Here is a 16,587-nt window from a genome sequence, read left to right as displayed (position 1 = left end):
ACATAGGGAGTAGTATTGAATACATTCCAAATACTGTTAATAGTATCGTTAGCACTGCAATTGCTCCTAATCTGTTATAGCGATATTCGTCATCGTATCATTAGCAATAGGTTTGTTATGACTACTGCCATTAATACGTTAGCTCTAGGTTTTTTGACATACAATACTGTAAGCATTGTTATTCCACTATTGGCTCTACTAACCGGCTACATTCTGTTTTATTTTAACTATATTGGTGGGGGGGATGTTAAGTTAATCAGTGCATTGTTGTTTGCTCTAAATATAGAGCAATCACTTGATTTTATTATCTACACAGCAATTATGGGCGGTGTAGTCATGTTAATAGGTTTATTGATCAATAAAAAAGATATTCAACAGCGGGGTGTCCCTTATGCTGTGGCAATTTCAAGTGGTTTTTTATTATCTCTGTTTTTATAAACAGACGGTAAGCTATTCTTAGAATATCAGAGGTAATAATTATGAATAGAAAATTTATTTTATTTTCATCTATTCTTATAGTTGCAATAGGAATTATTGGCATACTAATGGGATCAGAAGATAATGATAAAAAATCGGATAATTTAATCAATCTCAATAAAGAAAAAGAAATCACCATCAAACTTGTCAAAGCAACACGAGATTTATCCTCTGGTATGTTATTAACTCCCAATGACTATATCATAAAAAAAACGACAGTTCTGGAGTCAAGTCAGCTGATAAAAAATGACCTCACTACCCTGACTAATATTAATGGATATTTACTAAAAACGAATATCATTAATGGGTCATATATCACGAAAGATATGCTTATTTCACCTGATAGTGATGAATTCATGCATCAGAATCTAAAAAATGGTCATATCGTTTATAAATTCAATATCAATAAACAAAATGAATATTTACTCGATACATTAAATATCGGTGACGAAATCTCAATACAATTGAGAACGCTCGAAACAGATAAAAGTAAGGGTTTTGAAAATAGTACCACAGTGATGGCAAGTCATCTTAATGATAGAAAAAAACAAAGTTACTCACTGAGTGAGATTATTCAAAACATTAAAGTAATAAGAATAAAAAAGTACTCAGAAAACGAATTATCAGAAAAAAACAGCAAAAATCAAAAGACTGAAGATATGTTCACGGGGTATATTTCCGTCATTATGAAAACAGAGGATCTTGACCTTATGCATATAGTAGAAAAAGCAGGCGATATATTCCTCACACCAAGTTACACGCATGATAAGGACAATATCAGACCTAAAAATTTATATGACATCCTTCCAACACTGCGCACAATAAGAGAGTTAAGAGGATGAAAACTTCGTGGTTAAATTATATAATTAGTAACTGCCTATTTTTTATATTTATTATGGTTCTATGTCTGATAACCATAAATAAGGCTAATGCTAAGCCTATTTATCTATCTACTGGGGAGTCATATATTATAAATACTCAGGATGAGATAGATACTGTTTTTGTATCTGCGGCCACTATCGCCGACTATGAGATCGTAGGGAAAACCAGTGTTGTTGTATATGCTAAAGATGAGGGAATGGCCGAATTTATTTTATTTAACCGCAATCATAAACCAATAATAAAATCGGCCATAATGGTCAATAATATCATTACTAATGTAAATAAAAGAATACAGGTTGAATACCCAGAAAGTGATGTAAATATTAATAAAATAGGTGGTAGCTATATTCTCACAGGAATGGTCGAATCAGAAGAGGCCAAGGACACCATTGCTAATATTATTGGCGAAGCTATTGGTAGTAAGAGGATAACAAACTCTCATGATGAGTCTTTAAACACTACGAAATATTCTGGCATCATCAATAAGCTAAAATTATCACAGTCTAATCAGGTCAATGTAAAACTAACTATCGCAGAGGTCACAAAAGATTTCACTGAAAATATTGGAATAAACTGGAGCACAATAGGTGACTCAGTCGGTTCTTTTCAGTTATTTCAATTTAATGCCAAAGGCATCAGTACATTAGTTCATGCCATCAACGATGATGCCATTGCTCGTGTTTTAGCTGAACCTAACCTATCAGTTTTATCGGGTGAAAACGCATCATTTTTAGTCGGTGGCGAAATACCTATTGTCAGCACGACCCCCAACAGCAAGGACGTCAGCTATAAAGAGTTTGGTATTAAATTAAATATCGGTGCAAAGGTGAGTGATAAAAAACGTATCCGTATCGTCTTAAATGAGGAAGTCAGCAGTATAGGTAAAGCATTTAGTCTTAATGGTGGAGACTCATACCCCTCCCTCAGAACACGTAAGGCAGCGACAACATTAGAATTAGGGGATGGCGAAAGTTTCATATTAGGCGGCCTCATTAGCCGCAACGAAAGAGAATCACTTAAGAAAATACCGCTCATCGGCGATATCCCTCTATTTGGTGCATTCTTCCGCAATGCTCAGACGGAACAAAGCCAAACGGAGCTTATCGTGATTGCCACCGTCAATTTAGTGAATCCAGTGTCAGAGAAAGAAGTAGAATTACCCGATTTCATGCATACCTCAACCCTTGAGCGATTTTTTAACTTTACTCATATTATGGAATTAAAAAGAAAACAAATAGCCAAGGAGTTTCTACGTAAAGGCGGTTTTATTAAATGAAATGGTTAAAATTCAGTAAAGACGGTGGCATATGCAATTAATTCTAAATAAGGATCTAATTAGTAAGAAAGAAAACAAAGCAAAGAATACTATTGTGATAATCTCTAAAAGAAAGTGGCTTATAGAGAAAGTGTCTGAAAAAATACGACTCGCCGATATGAATAGTATTAAGGAAATTGATAAAGATATATTCACAGTACCATCAGTCAACTTACCTGAACATTCTATCGGTGTCATCATCGATATTGGTAATGATGAAAATATAGAAAATATACTAAACCTAATAAAAAACCACACACCACGTGATTGCTGGTGCATATTAGTTGGTGATATTGACTCCATAAGTATTGCGCAGCAATTCACAGAACGAGGAGTTCTATATTTAAACATACAGTCTCAATCAGATGAACTCACACAACTATTGCTCAAAGGAATACAAATAGAGTCAGAAAGAAAAGCATTTTGTATTAGCGTATTAGGGTGTAAAGGAGGAATAGGAACCACATTACTCAGCTACCACTTGGCTAATGAGATCACTCATATAAAAAAGTCCCCTACTTTATTATTACAAGGTAATCATGGCTCTCAAGATCTTGACCTTGTCACCGAAAAAAAAATGAATGATGAGATGTCAATATATAGCAAAAATCTTGATCTCATGTTCTGTAAAGAACGAAAATTAAGTGACATTGATACGCAAACCAATAAAAAACATAATTTCATTGTGTTTGATCAGCCAGTACATAATATAAAAAAAGAGAGAATAACAGATTATATTGAGCAATCAAATTGCATAGTTATCTTGTTTGACAATAGTATGATGTCAGTTCGTGTCGCCAAAGAATTCATTGTGTTCTATGAGCGATTCAAACGTGATAATAAACAAGCCATTAGATTAATTCTATGCTTAAACGAAAGCCGACCTGTTACAAAAAATATGTTAGACACGACTGATATACGAACATTATTGGGACGGAGTATTGATATACATATACCCTACATCTATAAGACAAAAGACTCACTAAATGATCATAATTACTTTGGAAGAAAAAAAATAAACTCTTTAGCAAAAAACACATTAGGCATAAGAGTAACCCCATCAATAAAAAACAACGAATGGGCAAAAAAAATAATGGCAATGCTAAAGGGTATAAAATGAAAATATCATTAAGTATTCAAGAGTTGATCCGTGAAAAAATGCTGGCGAATATTGATATAGATAAAGTTGAACATCTTGTTGATGATTACAATGAACTCAGAGGCTTTCTCTCACAAACATTCTACGATTTATTTAATGACAATGAATATCAGTTAACAACCCAAGATCAGAAAAAAATCATCGCTATGATTGCTGATGAAATTACTGGTTTTGGACCATTAAGAGAATTAATGGAGGATGACTCTATTAGTGACATTATGGTTAATGGCCCAAATAAAATATTTGTTGAGCGTTTTGGCTTGATAACCCTCACTAATCACCGTTTTATTAATAACACCCAACTGACTGATATTGCCAAGCGCTTAATGCAAAAGGTAAACCGGCGCATTGATGAAGGCCGCCCTTTGGCTGATGCGCGTCTGATTGATGGCAGTCGTATCAATGTCGCGATGAGCCCGATTGCTTTAGATGGCACTGCACTTTCTATAAGGAAATTCAGCAATAATAAACGAAAATTAGAAGACTTAGTTGATATGGGAGCAATGAGCAGCGATATGGCGAATTTTCTGATTATCGCGGCAAGCTGCAGAGTGAATATCATTATCTCTGGTGGCACTGGCTCCGGCAAAACAACATTACTTAATGCGCTATCAAAATATATTTCTAAAAATGAAAGAGTGATCACCCTAGAGGATGCTGCAGAATTAAATCTGGAGCAACCTCATGTCGTCAGAATGGAAACGCGCTTAGCTGGTTTGGAAAATACTGGGCAAATCTCTATGCGTGATCTGGTCATTAACTCACTGCGAATGCGCCCAGATAGAATTATCATTGGCGAATGTCGAGGTGAGGAAACCTTTGAGATGCTTCAGGCAATGAACACTGGCCATAATGGTTCAATGTCGACACTCCATGCTAACTCCCCCAGAGATGCTATTGCGCGCCTGGAAAGTATGATCATGATGGGGCCTGTTAATATGCCTCTTTTTACGATCCGCCGTAATATAGCATCTGCAATCAATCTTATTGTGCAGGTTTCTCGCATGAATGATGGTTCAAGAAAAATACGCTATATCAGCGAAATTATGGGGATGGAAGGCGATAATGTTGTTTTACAGAATATTTTTTCCTTCCAACCAGCTAAAACACGCGATGAACAAGGTAAGATTCAAGGTGAATTTATCAACCATGGGCTGTTCAGTCGTTCTTCTGTTCGAGTCAATGCAGATATTTATAATTTATCAAATGAATTAAATAGTCTTTTTTCCATGGTGGGAAAATGATTTACTACATAATATTGCTATCTGGAATATTATTGATTTTATTTAACACTCTTAAATGGAGAAAAATAAAAAAATCCGTCATCAATGTTAATAAAAAAAGAGTGTTAAATGATTCTCTGTTTATTTATTTTTTTAAAAAAATATTTATCGAATGGCAGCAATATATAAAAAATATTATTAGTAACAGAAATAAAATACATATTGTTACTCCTATGGTTTACTCAATAGTAATTTATGTCACCAATTTTATTTACATTAAAGTAAATATCACACTAAGCATCATCTTCATTTTCATTAGTGTTATTTATTTTCAAATAAAATCATCAAGAAAAATACATCACTCTCTTTTTAAAAAGGATTTTCCAGAAGTTCTTTTAATGATCAATATGGCTGCCAGTAGTGGTTCGAGTATTAATCAAATGCTTGAACGCTGTGGTCAAGAAATCAACGGTCCACTAGGAAATGAGTTTAAACTTATCTGCCGCAGACTTAATCTAGGAGAATCACCGGAAACTGTTTTTTATGATGCCTATCAACGTTTTAATTATCCTGAATTTTATTTTCTTATAACAATTATTCTCCTTAACCTCCAGCAAGGAGGACAATTAAGAGAGTTAACAAATAGACTGTCACAAGTGATATCAAAGAATAAAACCACTGAGCAGAAAAAATTAGTTATAACGGCTCAAACACGAATGTCAGTAAATATTATTTCTGTTATGCCTATTGCATTTTCACTTTTACTCTATTTTATAGACCCCACGAGTATAGAATCCATATGGAATCATCCCTCAGGGAGAGGGATATTCTATTACATAATAATTAGCGAGGTTATTGGAATTATTTTAATAAGAAAAATGCTCAGGAGAGCACTATGAAAATATTTTTTATTTTGCTAATAATCATAGGGCTAGTCTTTATAATTAAAGTAAAGAAAAGGAGAAGTAAGTTATTAACCTATAATAAAATAAATGATATTGACAAATCACAAGGGAAGAGGGAGGTAAAAAAAGAAATAAACAACCAAGAGGAGAATATTACTAAATTTATAGAGATTCCATTTATTCTTAGTAAGAATATTTACTCTAAATTACTCATTGTAATAATAAGTTTTATCGTTGTGGTTTTCTTGTTATTGACAAAAACAATCAATATTAACCTTGATACGTTTATTGTTATTGGATTAATGACTCTGATGAGTACTTTATATCTACCAAAAATACTCATCAAGAATATAATCCGCAAAAGAACTGAGTGTATTCTGATATCATTGCCATTTTTTATTGATATTACTGCAGCATGTGTTCAATCTGGTATGACAATAGACAGTTCATTAAATTATGCCGCCAAGAAATTTAAATTAATCAATTCAGATTTAAGTCTGATAATGATAAAAATGACAAAACGCGCTGAAATAAATGGACTAGAGTCAGCAATTAAAGAGCTTCATCAGTGTTCTAGCACCGTAGAAATAAGAATGTTCTGTAGCGCACTTCAATACAGCATTAGTTTTGGTTCGAGTGTTTATGATCAACTGATTAAATTATCTCAAGATATGAGAGAGATGCAATTGCTAGTAACCGAAGAAAAAATCAGTAAGTTATCAACAAAACTGACTTTACCATTATTTCTTTTTATTCTTATTCCGTTTATCGTTCTAGTTATATCGCCTAGCATATTGGAGATACTCACCTATGTTCAAAAAAATTAATATCACTATTGTTTTTTTATTTTTAATTATGCTAATAAATGGTTGTTCATGGAATAAAAAAATGGATAAAAAGGAGTTTACCCATCGTGAAACCATTCTGACTAAAGCAAAGAACTATGGTGGGCTAATTACTTTATATCGCAATGAATTAAAAATAGAAGAAAATGAGGATATCAGATTAAAGTTGTCTACTGCCTATTATCAATCAGGAGACACTAAGTCATCATTATATTATCTTCAGCCGATTGTCCATAAAAAAAGTGAGTCTGTTTATTTATTGCAAGCTAAAAATTTTATTGATAGAAATGACAATATCTCAGCTAGAACTGTTACTAATAATCTATTAGAAATCGCCCCTAAGAGTGCTGAAGCACATAATATAAATGGTATCGTTTTAGCAAGCAGTGGTGAAATTAGCAAAGCAGAAAACGCCATAGAAAACTCACGATCCTTATTTATTTCTGATGAAATAGCGATGAATAATCTTGCTGTTATTGCAATGCTTGATAACCGTTACACGGATGCCGTGAGAATATTACTCCCTGACTATCTGGCAGGTAAGAGAGGTCGTTTAATGCTGCATAATTTAGTCTTTTCATTAGTTAAGGTTAATGATAAACGATACGCAAAAAAAATAATCATCGCTGAAAAAATGGCGATAGAACCCGATGAACTTATCTTAGCCCTTAGCCAAGTTAATCGCCCTTATGAAAATAAAACGTCCATGGATATAGAGTGATGAAGAGGTCAATTACCCTATTCTTTCGCCAAAATAACGGCTCTATTACAATAGAGTACGCTATATTATTCACTTTATTCATATTCATGCTACTAACAAGTGCGGAAATTTCCCGCTTACTCTACATCTCTTCTAGTTTAGATTTAGCTATTTCTGAAGCGGCGAAGTCAGCTAAGAATAAGAAATCAAACGATAATATTAGTTATTTATCTGTATTAAAACAAAATTTAACTAAACAGAAAGGTATGTTAGGGACTTTTATCACCAAGGATAACCAAGTTGACGCAAGAATATTTTTTTACCAAAACTTATCTGATATTATCAATAATAATCCCTCAGATAACACTAGATCACCACTGGCTAAATATACTGTAAGTTATTTATACCATCCTATTTTCTTCCCTTTTTCAACACACTGGTCAAAAACACTATTATCACGTGAGGTTATTTTTGTACAAGAAAATTAACCATAGTCATTTTGTTAAAAATTTTCATGGTGCCATTGTTATTGAGTTTGTTTGGGTTTTCTTGATAATTTCAATTTTTATAAAAGCAATGATCTTTGTTGCTGAAAATTATTCAACCATGGGAAAACTAGATCGTATTTCATATTCACTAGCAGGAATAATACGTGAAAGAACAAAGCTATATAACGATGATGGTTTATTAACTCAAACACAAGCCGAACAATTAAAAATGCTTGCTGATAAGATGCTCCTTAGTTCAGGGTTCTCGCCACAGGATTTATCAATAAAGATAGAAACACTACATTTCATGCCGGAGGATTCTTCTAATATTGGGGAGAGAGCTATTGATAATACTAAAAGTTTGTCATTCAATGTGGGTCCTTGTGAACCCCAAAAACCACTACAAGAGTTGAAAAACTTATCTTCGTTCAGTAATGCGGGAAGATGGATACCCCTTTATCAAGTGACATTATGTTTGTCTGCATCAACCCACTCCGTCACATTATCCAATTTTGGATGGCCGACTATTCCTATAAAGTCATCAGCGATCACCATCGAACGTTAATTAATAAACGGGCAGAATCACATTAATTATAAAATAAAGGATATTCATGCTGAGAGATAATTATTTCCTTAGAAAAATAAATAATTTTATATTTTTTATAAAAAATGAGAATGGAGCTATATTATTACCATTTATTATTTTCCTTCCTGTTTTCATCGGTCTAATTTTTTTATCTTTTGAGATCTCACATTTTACACAGAAAAAAGCCAAGCTCTCTGATGCTATTGAGCAAGCCACATTAGCATTAACTGTTGAGAACAATGATAACCCTGATGATAATCAGCAGCAAAAAAATACTGATCTGGTTAGAAATTATGCTAGTGCATACTTGCCATCAGAAAGGTTCTCCGATGCCAAAATAGAGATAAATAAATATCAAGACCATCTTGAATATAATGTCGCAATAACAATGAATTATCCGGCTTCATTTTTAAATAAAGTATCATTCTTGGGAAAAAACCGAACTATCGAAGCCCATGATAATTCAGCAGCTATAAAATATATTCCGATTGATTCTCAACCAACAAACGTAGTATTTGTTACTGACTATTCAGGTTCGATGAATGATCACTTCGATAATTCTCATATTCAAGAAACAAAAATTGAAGCATTAAGGCGAATATTTAAAGATCTCGAAAGTATTATAAAGAATAATAGCAATATTAATTTTATTGGTTTTGCCCCTTTCTCTTGGGGAAGTAAACTGGCATATGGCAACAATTCTGACAATTTGAAATATCACGCAGTTTGCCACTTTCCATTTGTGCCAAAAAAATTCAGAATTGATAACGACTATTTAAGTCAATATACGCTCTCTGGATTAAAAAAATTCCCTGAACTGAAAACTCTAGAGGATATTGATACCATTCAATATGGTCAATGCACCTCAAACGATTACGATAGAATTCACGTAGAGATTAATAATAAAATAGATGAAGACAATGATAACTATAAAAAGGCCCACGATCACCTTGAACACTCATGTCATATTGAATATTTTGACACGATAGTTGAAATTATTGAGGATAACATTGACTATAAGAAAACAATTGAGTCTATAAACAGACCTGATAAAACTCTAGATATTAAACTATCAAGTGTACTTGATAAAGACATATGTCTGAGAGACTCCGATGCTTATATTTATGACATATTCAATATGCAAAAAACAGATTTCTCAAAATTATTAGAGGCCGAGCCTTCAGGAGGAACATTAGTCAGTTCAGGTATTTTGGCAGGAAACAATATGCTCAATTACACATCAAATAAAAAGTTAATGATTATCCTTTCTGACGGTAATGATGATAGTGGTAATTTAACAACTAATATAAGCCAAAAGCTTATTGATATGGGGATGTGCGAACGAATTAGAGAGAACGGTATTAAAATGGCATTTATTGCCATAGGGTATGAACCAAGAGATGATATTGATTGGAAGAAATGCGTAGGAAATGAAAATTTCTACCTTGCGCATAATGCGCATGAGTTAGAGATAGATATTAAGCAGGCTTTAGTAACGAATACTGAGGTGGGGCGCAATATACCGAAGAACTGATATCAGGCGCGGTTATATTCACCGCGCCTGTGATTGACTACTTAGCGCCGCCCGCTTCCATGCCGACTAACCCAACTTTCAGATAACCCGATTTACGCAGTGCATCCATCACACTCATCAGGGTTTCATAATCCACCACTTTATCCGCTTGGAAGAATATGGTGGTTTCTTTATTTGACTGAGTCACTTTATCTAGCGCTGCCGCCAATGTATCGCGGTCAACTTGCTGATCGCCCACATAAAGCTGGTTATCAGCTTTAACGGTCAGAAACACAGGTTTCTCTGGCCGCGGCTGCGGTACTGCTGAAGACGCTGGTAAGTCCACCTTGATATCAACAGTGGCCAATGGTGCGGCCACCATAAAGATAATCAGTAATACCAGCATGACATCGATAAAAGGTGTCACGTTAATTTCGTGCAGTTCACCACTTTCATCAAGATTATCGTTCATCCGCATGGCCATAAATCACCCCGCACGCAATTGGTGAGGAAGTTTTGGTGACTTTGCTTCAGCGCTACTGCTCAAATCAAGGTCACGGCTCAACAGCAAGAGCACTTGTGCGGCGACATCCCCCACCTGAGCACGATAAGAGCCAATCAGACGAGCGAAAATATTATAGATAACGACCGCAGGAATTGCCGCCACCAAGCCAAGAGCCGTTGCCAGCAAGGCTTCTGCAATACCTGGCGCAACAACAGCCAGATTGGTGGTCTGTGAGTGAGCAATACCGATGAAGCTATTCATGATGCCCCAAACCGTACCAAACAACCCGACAAACGGAGAGATTGCACCGATAGTTGCCAGGAAGCCATTGCCTTTACCCATTTGGCGGCTAATGGCCGCTACACGGCGTTCCAGACGGAAAGCCGTACGCTCTTTAATACCATTGTTGTCGGTAGACTCTGCTGAGAGTAAGCGCTCATTTTGCGCCTCACGGAGCAACAGTGCACTGATACTTTCAGTTGAAAAGGCTTCTGCCCGCTCAGATGCGGTATCAAGATCAGTTACCGCGCCGATAACCTCGTGCTCTTGTTGCAAACGGCGGCGAGCACGGAATAACTCTGTACCTTTAGAGAACAGAATGGTCCAAGTCACGATGGATGCCAGTACCAGGCCAATCATTACGCCTTTAACGACCGCATCAGCATGTTGATACATACCCCAGACAGAAAGGTCCATTGCCAGCCCTTGTGGTGCTGGTGCCGTCAGCGGCTGAACCCTAGGTGCGGGGGCAACATCTGTATTGGCAGAAGTTGCAGCAACCGGTGTAATTTCTGGTGCAGGTAATGGTGTTGATGTTGCAGTTGTTGGTGTGGCAACAGATGCAGCGACTGCACCGCTGTTGCCTGGCGCGGCGAGTGCATGACCGGCTAAACCTGCCACCAGCAATAATGCCATCGCGCCTTTCATCATTCGGCCTTGCACGAATGATTTATCTTTAGTCTCTTTGCCAGCTGTTTTCACGCTGTGCCTCCACCCAATATGCATATCAATTTAAGGACGAAATCAGCTGCCGATCATATCAAACAAATGACGGATTGATAGTAATTATCATTAGTATTTGAGCCTATTTTTTGAGAAAAAATAAGAATTCCCCTGATATCAGGGACTACGCGACATGACAAACGAATCAGCATTCTTGACTGTACAGTCGGGGTGACATGAAATGTAAAGATGAGACGGGGTTTATCCCTCATGACTATTCCTTAATAAATCCCCTATTTCGTCAATTACGCAGCATTTTTCCATCACAAACGCACAGAAAACAGCGGGTCACCCTCTTGAGTTTTTTTCATGGCAAAAGCTGCTTCCACACCACAATCCTCATGCTAACGTAAGGAATACATCCCAATAATGAATGCTGTCCAAGGAATGATGGGCATAGCTTATAAAAAAGGTGGCAACGCAATCATGTCTGCACATAAATCAGCAACAGAAAAACTGGAAACAATCTTAGTGAGCGCGGGTAGGAGTAAGAAGTTTACTCAAGGCTCGGTCAATACTGTCATCCAGCGAGCCTCTTCTCTGGTATTCGATACGGTAAAAGCGAAAAAGCATGCGACTATTAATCGTGGAAATGGTGAATTGTTTTATGGTCGTAGAGGCACGCTGACCCATTTTTCCCTGCAAGAAGCAATGACCGAGCTGGAAGGTGGTGCTGGCTGTGTTCTTTACCCTTGCGGCGCTGCGGCGATCAGTAATGCCATTTTGTCATTTGTTTGTGCCGGTGATCATGTGCTGATGACTGGCTCTGCTTACGAGCCAGCACAGAGTTTCTGCGATAAAATTTTATCGCGCATGAATATCACCACCACCTATTTTGACCCTATGATGGGGGCCGAGATAGCCTCACTGATTACACCACAAACCAAAGTGGTATTCCTTGAGTCCCCCGGCTCTATCACCATGGAAGTACAGGATATTCCGGCAATTGTGAAAGCCATTCGTGCCGTTTATCCCGAAATGATTATCATGATGGATAATACTTGGGCGGCGGGAGTGCTGTTTAAAGCATTGGATTTTGATATTGATATCTCTATCCAATCAGGAACTAAATATATTATTGGTCATTCCGATGCGATGCTGGGGATTGCCGTTGCTAATGCTCGTTGTTGGGAGAAATTGAGAGAAGACTCTTACCTAATGGGGCAAATGGTGGATGCAGACACCGCCTACCTTGCCAGCCGAGGGCTACGCACTTTGAGTGTGCGTTTAAAGCAGCATGAAAAAAACAGTATCGATATCGCGAACTGGTTAGCTCAGCGCCCGGAAGTCGCGGCGGTCTACCACCCCGCATTCCCCGATTGCAAAGGCCACGAATTCTACAAACGAGATTTCACCGGCTGCAATGGTTTGTTCTCGTTTGAATTAAAGGAAGAACTGACTCAGCAGCAATTAGAAGCTTATCTCGACCACTTTACCCATTTCAGCATGGCCTTCTCATGGGGCGGTTTTGAGTCTTTAATTCTCGGCTATCAGCCAAAAGATATTCAGGCCATCCGTAAATACCAGAGTGAAGGGATAAAAGGGACATTGTTCCGCCTGCATATTGGCCTGGAGAACGTGCAAGATTTACAGGACGATTTAGCCGCAGGATTTGAGCGCATCAAAGCAACGCAGTAGTCGTCTATGTTCAACATGATTTGTTAATACGCGGTAACAATAGCCGCGTATTAATCCTCGCTTACACAAATAGTATCAATGACAGGTATATATCCACTCAAAAATTTAGTTATTGAGGATAAGATCAATGTGGATTAGCACCATTACGGATACACTAGATAGGTCCTCACAACAATATCCTCACATGATAGGCAAACAGGAATAGAAATGGATGTATTACGCGAAATCCTTCATGCCTTATGGCAGCAGGATTTTAGTAAACTTGCCGACCCGAATGTGATTTGGGTCATTTACGGCATACTCTTTACCACCCTCTTTTTAGAAAATGGTTTGCTACCGGCTTCTTTCCTCCCCGGTGATAGTTTGTTGCTATTGGCGGGTGCATTGGTTGCCAAGGGCGTCATGGGATTCTTACCCACCATCATTATTCTGACCGCCGCAGCCAGTCTGGGCTGTTGGTTGAGCTACCTGCAAGGGTTGTGGCTGGGTGATACCAAAGTGGTAAAAAGGTGGTTGTTACAACTGCCCGTTCATTATCGGCAACGCGCCCATAACCTCTTTGTTCGTCATGGTCTGGCGGCCTTGATCGTTGGCCGGTTCTTGGCATTTGTGCGAACTTTATTACCGACATTGGCCGGTATTTCGGGGCTGAACAGTGCACGTTTTCAATTCTTTAACTGGCTCAGTGGGCTGCTCTGGGTGGGCAGTGTTGTAGGGCTGGGTTATGCCCTTAGCCATATTCCTCTGGTTAAGCATTATGAAAATCAAGTGATGACGGCGTTGATGATTTTACCCATCGTCTTATTACTGGCGGGTTTGATTGGTACACTGGTTTTGGTCTGGTGTAAGCGCAAAAGCGTCACTGAGTAGTCGCCTTAACGTTATGCTACTGAACGGCGCTTTGTGCGCCGTTTTTTGTGGGTGTAGAACGGGAATTGATTCAGTTGGTGCGTAGCTTGGCCAGTTCTTCACTAGGAGTCAGGCCGAAGTAGCGTTTAAATTCGCGACTAAATTGTGAAGCACTTTCATACCCGACTTTATTAGCTGCAGTGCTGGCTTTTAGCCCATCGTGCAGCATCATCATCCTCGCACGATGCAGCCGATAAGATTTCAGATATTGCAGCGGCGAGGTGTTGGTCACCGCTTTAAAATTATGATGAAACGCCGAGACGCTCATATTCACATCTGCGGCCAACTGCTCCACATTCAGATTATCGGCAAACTGATTTTCGATACGCCGCAGTGTTTTGGTAATTTGATTGAAGTGCCCATGGCGGTTAACCAATGCCTGCAATGCCCCACCACACTGACCGCAGAGTACGTAGTAGATAATTTCTCGCACAATCTGTGGGCCAAGCACTCGGGCGTCACGCGGATTAGCCATGACATCCAGCAACCGCTCTGTTGCACACAGCATCTCTTCTGTTAATACCGAGGCGTTGACACCTGATGCATTAGCGAAAGGTTTATCCAGCTCATCGTCACCAATATCTATAATGAGATCCTGTAGCATCTGGTTATCGATATGGATAGAGATCCCGGCTAGCGGTATCTCTGGGCTGGCAAACGTTTCACACTCAAACGGTAAAGGCACCGTCAGAATAAGGTAGTTTTGGGGATCGTACTGAAATACTTTACTGCCCAAATAACCGACTTTATGCCCCTGAAATATAATCACCACACTGGGGGTATACATTACAGGCGTGCGCGGTTGATGAGCGGTGGAGTACAGAATCTTCACCTTTGGCACGGCACTGGGCGTTAAGCCATTGCCCTGAGCCAGACGAGTAATCTTCCCAGCCATCTGTGCCTGGATATCAGTAACCTCAACCATGGTGCTTCACCTGCTTCTGTTATCTAAAACAATCTGACATAAATTGTGCAATATTTTGGTTTTTTTCTACAGTGATTTGGAGAAATAGGCAAGAGCTAGGCAGAAATGTGCATTGAGGTATCCCATCAGGTTACCGACAATGACTACCAATAAAATTAACAGTGCAGTTATTGCTGTTTATTCATCCCTTTAAGCTGGAAGACAAATTATCATGCAAAATTTCACCCTTCATACCCCAACTAAAATCCTGTTTGGTACTGGTCAGATAGCGCAGTTGAATAAAGAAATTCCTGCTGATGCACGTATTTTAATTACTTATGGTGGCGGCAGCATCAAACAAAATGGTGTGCTGGATCAAGTTCATAAAGCACTTGAAGGTTTTGATTTCCTTGAGTTTGGAGGCATTGAGCCAAACCCTACCTACGAAACGCTAATGAAAGCCATTGAGGTTTGCCGTAAAGAAAAAATCACCTTCCTGCTCGCTGTCGGTGGCGGTTCAGTATTGGATGGCACCAAATTCATCGCAGCTGGCGTCAATTATCCACAAGATCCATGGCATATTTTGGAAACAATGGGGCGCGATATTACCGAAGCCCTCCCGATGGGTTCTGTGCTGACCTTACCGGCCACCGGCTCTGAAGCTAACAATGGTGCGGTTATCAGCCGCCGTAGCACCGGTGATAAACAACATTTCTTCTCTCCATACGTACAACCACTGTTCGCAGTGCTGGATCCAGAAGTGACCTATACCTTGCCACCGCGCCAAGTGGCTAATGGTGTGGTCGATGCATTCGTTCATACTATTGAGCAGTATCTGACCTATCCGGTGGATGCAAAAGTACAAGATCGCTTTGCTGAAGGCCTGTTGTTAACACTGATTGAAGACGGCCCGAAAGCGCTGAAAGATCCAAAAAATTACAATGTCCGCGCCAATATCATGTGGAGCGCCACTATGGCATTAAACGGCCTGATTGGTGCTGGTGTGCCACAAGACTGGGCAACCCATATGCTGGGGCATGAACTGACAGCACGTCATGGGTTGGATCACGCACAAACATTGGCAGTGGTATTGCCTGCCCTGCTGGTCGCCAAGAAACAGCAAAAACGCGCTAAATTACTGCAATATGCTGAGCGCGTCTGGGGCTTACGTGAAGGTACTGAAGACCAACGTATTGATGCTGCCATTGACGCAACTCGTCATTTCTTTGAGGAAATGGGTGTTGCAACTCGCCTGTCAGCCTACAAACTGGACGGTAGTTCAATTCCGGATCTTATCAAAAAACTGGAAGAGCACGGCATGACAGCGCTGGGTGAACATGGCGATATCACTTTAGCCGACAGCAAACGTATCTACGAAGCCGCGGTCTAACAAATTGAGCTGTCGAGACTAAACTTACATCATCAACTTACAGCATCGCAAAAGTTGGCTGATACAGTCCAAATCTATACCGAAATTATTGGCATTGCAGGTGGGCAGTTAACCCTCTGTAATGCCAAGAAAAAGGTATGAAGCTA

Annotated in this window: 17 protein-coding genes; 14 read left to right on the top strand and 3 right to left on the bottom strand. The window is 38.7% G+C overall.

The annotated features are described in order from the left end of the window. The first annotated feature begins 15 nt into the window (after nucleotides 1-15). From HUZ92_RS01290 to HUZ92_RS01240, 11 genes are read left to right on the top strand one after another with little or no spacing between them, the layout of a single operon-like run. Nucleotides 16-438, top strand: a complete 423-nt coding sequence (locus HUZ92_RS01290; protein WP_050097805.1) for an A24 family peptidase — start codon at nucleotides 16-18, stop codon at nucleotides 436-438. A gap of 41 nt (nucleotides 439-479) precedes the next feature. Next, nucleotides 480-1,319, top strand: a complete 840-nt coding sequence (locus HUZ92_RS01285; RefSeq protein WP_050097804.1) for a CpaB family protein — start codon at nucleotides 480-482, stop codon at nucleotides 1,317-1,319. Further along, complete coding sequence (locus tag HUZ92_RS01280) at nucleotides 1,316-2,635, top strand: type II and III secretion system protein family protein (RefSeq protein WP_050097803.1); 1,320 nt, start codon at nucleotides 1,316-1,318, stop codon at nucleotides 2,633-2,635. Before HUZ92_RS01285 ends, HUZ92_RS01280 begins: the two co-directional genes overlap by 4 nt. Before the next feature lie 31 nt (nucleotides 2,636-2,666). Next, nucleotides 2,667-3,794 (top strand): pilus assembly protein CpaE, encoded by a 1,128-nt coding sequence (locus HUZ92_RS01275; RefSeq protein ID WP_050097802.1) that lies wholly within the window; start codon nucleotides 2,667-2,669, stop codon nucleotides 3,792-3,794. Further along, nucleotides 3,791-5,077 (top strand): CpaF family protein, encoded by a 1,287-nt coding sequence (locus tag HUZ92_RS01270; RefSeq protein ID WP_050097801.1) that lies wholly within the window; start codon nucleotides 3,791-3,793, stop codon nucleotides 5,075-5,077. Before HUZ92_RS01275 ends, HUZ92_RS01270 begins: the two co-directional genes overlap by 4 nt. Next, nucleotides 5,074-5,955, top strand: coding sequence for a type II secretion system F family protein (locus HUZ92_RS01265; RefSeq protein WP_174846768.1), 882 nt, complete (start codon nucleotides 5,074-5,076; stop codon nucleotides 5,953-5,955). The genes HUZ92_RS01270 and HUZ92_RS01265 overlap by 4 nt, the downstream gene beginning before the upstream one ends. After that, nucleotides 5,952-6,788 carry a type II secretion system F family protein gene (locus tag HUZ92_RS01260; protein ID WP_145580101.1) on the top strand — a complete coding sequence of 279 codons (837 nt, stop codon included), beginning with the start codon at nucleotides 5,952-5,954 and terminating at the stop codon, nucleotides 6,786-6,788. The genes HUZ92_RS01265 and HUZ92_RS01260 overlap by 4 nt, the downstream gene beginning before the upstream one ends. Then, nucleotides 6,772-7,527, top strand: coding sequence for a tetratricopeptide repeat protein (locus HUZ92_RS01255; protein ID WP_145580102.1), 756 nt, complete (start codon nucleotides 6,772-6,774; stop codon nucleotides 7,525-7,527). The genes HUZ92_RS01260 and HUZ92_RS01255 overlap by 17 nt, the downstream gene beginning before the upstream one ends. Beyond that, nucleotides 7,527-7,994: a TadE/TadG family type IV pilus assembly protein gene (locus tag HUZ92_RS01250; protein WP_145580103.1), complete on the top strand. Its 468-nt coding sequence runs from the start codon at nucleotides 7,527-7,529 to the stop codon at nucleotides 7,992-7,994. Before HUZ92_RS01255 ends, HUZ92_RS01250 begins: the two co-directional genes overlap by 1 nt. Next, complete coding sequence (tadF, locus tag HUZ92_RS01245) at nucleotides 7,978-8,559, top strand: tight adherence pilus pseudopilin TadF (protein ID WP_235897010.1); 582 nt, start codon at nucleotides 7,978-7,980, stop codon at nucleotides 8,557-8,559. The genes HUZ92_RS01250 and tadF overlap by 17 nt, the downstream gene beginning before the upstream one ends. 46 nt (nucleotides 8,560-8,605) lie before the next feature. Next, on the top strand, nucleotides 8,606-10,114 hold the full coding sequence (locus HUZ92_RS01240) for a pilus assembly protein (RefSeq protein ID WP_050097796.1): 1,509 nt from the start codon (nucleotides 8,606-8,608) through the stop codon (nucleotides 10,112-10,114). 37 nt (nucleotides 10,115-10,151) lie between these two features. On the opposite strand, the gene exbD is transcribed toward HUZ92_RS01240, so the two are convergent. Together exbD and exbB are read right to left on the bottom strand one after the other, a co-directional pair. After that, nucleotides 10,152-10,577 (bottom strand): TonB system transport protein ExbD, encoded by a 426-nt coding sequence (exbD, locus tag HUZ92_RS01235; RefSeq protein ID WP_004390102.1) that lies wholly within the window; start codon nucleotides 10,575-10,577, stop codon nucleotides 10,152-10,154. 3 nt (nucleotides 10,578-10,580) lie between these two features. Continuing rightward, on the bottom strand, nucleotides 10,581-11,579 hold the full coding sequence (exbB, locus tag HUZ92_RS01230) for a tol-pal system-associated acyl-CoA thioesterase (protein ID WP_072086513.1): 999 nt from the start codon (nucleotides 11,577-11,579) through the stop codon (nucleotides 10,581-10,583). 447 nt (nucleotides 11,580-12,026) lie between these two features. Between exbB and metC the strand changes: the two genes are divergently transcribed. Together metC and HUZ92_RS01220 are read left to right on the top strand one after the other, a co-directional pair. Further along, nucleotides 12,027-13,238, top strand: a complete 1,212-nt coding sequence (metC, locus tag HUZ92_RS01225; protein WP_050098143.1) for a cystathionine beta-lyase — start codon at nucleotides 12,027-12,029, stop codon at nucleotides 13,236-13,238. A gap of 207 nt (nucleotides 13,239-13,445) precedes the next feature. Then, nucleotides 13,446-14,108, top strand: coding sequence for a DedA family protein (locus HUZ92_RS01220; protein ID WP_050097795.1), 663 nt, complete (start codon nucleotides 13,446-13,448; stop codon nucleotides 14,106-14,108). A gap of 70 nt (nucleotides 14,109-14,178) precedes the next feature. On the opposite strand, the gene HUZ92_RS01215 is transcribed toward HUZ92_RS01220, so the two are convergent. Continuing rightward, entirely contained in the window at nucleotides 14,179-15,072 is an 894-nt protein-coding gene (locus HUZ92_RS01215) for an AraC family transcriptional regulator (RefSeq protein WP_145580104.1), read from the bottom strand. A 211-nt stretch (nucleotides 15,073-15,283) separates the two neighbouring features. Between HUZ92_RS01215 and yqhD the strand changes: the two genes are divergently transcribed. Continuing rightward, the gene (yqhD, locus tag HUZ92_RS01210; RefSeq protein ID WP_050097793.1) at nucleotides 15,284-16,441 is read left to right on the top strand and encodes an alcohol dehydrogenase; all 1,158 of its coding nucleotides are present in this window, start codon (nucleotides 15,284-15,286) and stop codon (nucleotides 16,439-16,441) included. The last annotated feature ends 146 nt before the right edge of the window (nucleotides 16,442-16,587 follow it).

The sequence above is a fragment of the Yersinia vastinensis genome, from assembly GCF_902726565.1.
GTDB classification, from domain to species: Bacteria; Pseudomonadota; Gammaproteobacteria; order Enterobacterales; family Enterobacteriaceae; genus Yersinia; species Yersinia vastinensis.
Note: the sequence above shows the minus strand (reverse complement) of the source record. Positions and strands in the feature narration are given on the sequence as shown.